At 68.7% G+C, this 3,537-nt stretch carries 4 protein-coding genes; all 4 read right to left on the reverse strand.

Features of this window, described 5'->3' with window-relative positions; genetic code table 11:
• On the reverse strand, positions 1 to 173 hold a 173-nt coding region (locus tag ACFDTC_RS01380), incomplete at its 3' end, for a hypothetical protein (RefSeq protein WP_375257097.1).
• A complete protein-coding gene (gene glgA, locus ACFDTC_RS01385) occupies positions 173 to 1,600 on the reverse strand; it encodes a glycogen synthase GlgA (protein ID WP_375257072.1) in 1,428 nt (475 codons plus the stop codon). The genes ACFDTC_RS01380 and glgA, both read right to left, overlap by 1 nt.
• Complete coding sequence (gene glgC, locus ACFDTC_RS01390; protein ID WP_375257073.1) at positions 1,597 to 2,865, reverse strand: glucose-1-phosphate adenylyltransferase; 1,269 nt, start codon at positions 2,863 to 2,865, stop codon at positions 1,597 to 1,599. Before glgC ends, glgA begins: the two co-directional genes overlap by 4 nt.
• Positions 2,866 to 2,913: 48 nt before the next feature.
• A partial coding sequence (locus ACFDTC_RS01395; protein ID WP_375257074.1) for an alpha amylase C-terminal domain-containing protein occupies positions 2,914 to 3,537 on the reverse strand: 624 nt, incomplete at its 5' end.

Genomic DNA, 3,537 nt, shown 5'->3' on the forward strand with positions numbered 1-3,537 from the left:
TCGCGTTCGGGCAGGTCCAGCTGGTGCGTCTCGGTCGCGCCGTCGTCGGAAAACAGGCAGACCGTCACGCGCGTGGCGTGCTCGGAGAACACCGAGAAGTTGACCCCTTCCCCGTCGAAGGTGGCGCCCATCGGGTCGGCTCGCCCCTCGGCCATGCTCAGTCGTCGGATCATTACGCGGGCACCATGTCGGCGTAGAGATCGGCATAGGCGCGGGCCGAGCGTTCCCAGCCCACCGGCTGCGCCATCGCGTTGCGGCGCATCTGGCCCCAGGTCTTCTGGTCGGCGTAGAGCGCGCACAGGTCGAACATCGCGAGGTTCAGCGCCTGCGCGCCCACCGGGTGGAACTGGATGCCGGTCGCGGCCCCGGCGGCAAGCGCGGCGGGGTTCGCCGGAATCACCGTGTCGGCCAGTCCCCCGGTCAGCGCCACCACCGGGATCGTGCCGTAGCGGAGCGCATAGAGCTGGGTCAGGCCGCAGGGCTCGAACCGCGACGGCACGATGATCGCGTCGGCGCCGGCCATCATCCGGTGCGACAGCGCCTCGTCATAGCCGATGCGGACGGCGACCGAAGGGTTTTCGGCCGCCGCGCGTTGCCACGCACTTTCCAGTGCGGTGTCGCCGCTGCCCAAGACCGCCAGCTGGCCGCCGCATTCCATCAGGGTCGGCAGGGCGTCGAGCAGCAGGTCCAGACCCTTCTGCTGGGTCATGCGAGAGACCACGATGCAAAGCGGCCCGTCCGAGTCCGGCAGGCCGAATTCGGCCCGCAGCGCCACCTTGTTCGCAGTCTTGCCCGCCGGGGCCGAGTAGGGCTTGGCCAGGTCCGGATCGCGCTTGGGGTCCCAGGCGTCGGTGTCGATGCCGTTGAGGATGCCGCACAGCCGGTCGGCGCGCGCGCGGATCACTCCGTCGAGGCCGGCGCCGAATTCAGGGCGCGTCAGCTCGCGCGCATAGGTGGGCGACACGGTTGTGATGCGGTCGGAGAAGACCAGACCGGCCTTCAGCGCGTTTATCTGGCCCCAGAACTCGATGCCCTCGGGCGTGAAATCAGTTGCGTCCAGCCGCAGGGCCGCCAGGCGGTCGGCCTGCGCTGCACCGTGGAAGGCGACGTTGTGCACCGTGATGACCGTGGGCACGTGGACTCGAAAATGTCGTTGCAGGTAGAGCGGGGCAAGGCCCGCCTGCCAGTCATGCGCGTGCAGCACGTCCGGCCGCCAGCCGCCGGCGCCCTGCGCGGCCAGACGCGCGCCGGCCCAGGACAGGGCGGCGAAGCGTTCGGGGTTGTCCGGCCAGTCGCGCCCGTCCGCGTCGAGGTAGGGCGTACCCTCGCGCCGGAACAGGTGCGGCGCGTCGAGCACGTACAGTCCGAAGCCCTTGGCGCGCGTGAAGTAGACGCGCGCCGGGCCGCCGAACAGGCCATCCTCTTCGAGGATGGTGTCGCCGTCACCCGCCTTGCGCAGCACCTCGGGGTAGCCCGGCAGCAGCACGCGCATCTCGACGCCCTGCAGCGCCAGCGCGGCGGGAAGCGCGCCGGCGACGTCGGCCAGGCCGCCGGTCTTTATGAAGGGCACGCATTCCGACGCGACCGAAAGAACCTTCATCGAAGACGGGCCTCGCGCATGTCCAGCATCGCCTGGGTGATCAGCGTGACGCCGTCGTCGCTGACGCGGAACCACTTGGCGTCCTCGACCGGGTCCTCGCCCACGACCAGGCCCTCGGGGATGTCCACGCCGCGGTCGATCACCACCTTCTTCAGGCGCGCGTGGCGGGCGATGCGCGCATAGGGCAGCACCACCGCCTGTTCCAGCGAGGCGTAGGAATTGGTGTGCACCTGCGTGAACAGCAGCGACTGGCGGATTTCGGTCCCCGAGATGATGCAGCCGCCCGAGACCAGCGAGCTTACGGCGGTGCCGCGGCGGTTGGCCTCGTCGTGGATGAACTTGGCGGGCGGCGCGACCTCGGAATAGGTCCAGATCGGCCATTCCTTGTCCCAGAGGTCAAGCTCCGGGTCGAAGTCCGTCAGGTCGATATTGGCCTTCCAGAACGCGTCCACCGTGCCCACGTCGCGCCAGTAGGCCGGCGCATCGGGGGTGTGGCGCACGCAGCTGTCCTCGAACCGGTGCGCCTTGGCGGTGCCCTTCGAGACGATCTGCGGGATGATGTCCTTGCCGAAATCGTGGCTGGAATTGCTGTCCTCGGCGTCGCGGATCAGCAGGTCGCGCAGCAGGTTCCAGTTGAAGACGTAGATCCCCATCGAGGCCAGCGCCACGCTGGGGTCGTCCGGCGTGCCCGGCGGGTCCGCGGGCTTTTCCAGGAAGCTGGTGATCGTGTCGCGGTTGTCCACCGCCATGACGCCGAACGCCGTCGCCTCCATCCGCGGGACGGTCAGGCAGCCCACGGTGACGTCCGCGCCGCTTTCCGCGTGCTGGGCGATCATCTTGCCGTAATCCATCTTGTAGATGTGGTCGCCCGCCAGGATCAGCACGTATTTCACGTCGTAGCTGTCGACGATGTCGATGTTCTGCGTGACCGCGTCGGCGGTGCCCAGGTACCACTGGTGTTCGTCGACCCGCTGCGACGCGGGCAGGATGTCGAGGTACTCGTTCCGCTCGGCCCGGAAGAAGTTCCAGCCGCGCTGGCAGTGCCGGATCAGGCTGTGCGCCTTGTACTGGGTCGCCACCGACATCTTCCGGATGCCCGAGTTCAGCGCGTTCGACAGCGCGAAGTCGATGATCCGGGACTTGCCGCCGAAATAGACCGCCGGCTTTGCGCGGCGGTCGGTCAGTTCCTTCAGCCGGCTGCCCCGGCCGCCGGCCAGCACGAAGGCCATGCTGTCCCGCGCCAGGCTCGATGGAGTTTCTACCATGTGTCGTCCCCTCCCAGTGTGTCCGGCTCGGGTTGCGCCCAAGTCCGGTTATTCGCGCACGAGAAACACCGCGGACAGCGGCGGCAGGTACACCTCGGCGCTGGCCGGCTGGCCGTGGCTGGGGTGGTCGGTCGCGGTCACGCCGCCCATGTTGCCGCGTCCGCGTCCTCCGTAGACGTCCCCGTCGGTGTTGAGCGCCTCGCGCCAGCGCCCGGCGAAAGGCAAACCCACCCTGTAGGCCGTGCGTTCCACCGGGGTGAAGTTGCAGATCACCGCGACGTCCGGGTCCGGGCCGCCGCTGCGCCGGATCCAGGCAAAGACCGACCGCGCGGCGTCGTTCGCCTCGATCCACTGGAAGCCGTGGGGGCTGGCGTCGAGCGCGTGCAGCGACGGCTGCCCGCGGTAGAGCGTGTTGAGATCGCGCACGAGACGCTGCATGCCGGCGTGGGCCGGATCGTCAAGCAACTGCCAGTCGAGGCCCTTCTCGTAGTTCCACTCGGCCTCCTGCGCGAACTCCTGCCCCATGAACAGCAATTTCTTGCCCGGGTGGCCCCACATGAAGCCGTAGAAGGCGCGCAGGTTGGCGAATTTCTCGCCCCGCGGGCCGGGCATCCGCGTCAGCATCGAGCCCTTGCCGTGCACGACCTCGTCGTGGCTGATCGGTAGCACGAA

It is taken from the genome of Citreimonas sp. (assembly GCF_042096055.1).
Classification (GTDB): Bacteria; Pseudomonadota; Alphaproteobacteria; order Rhodobacterales; family Rhodobacteraceae; genus Citreimonas.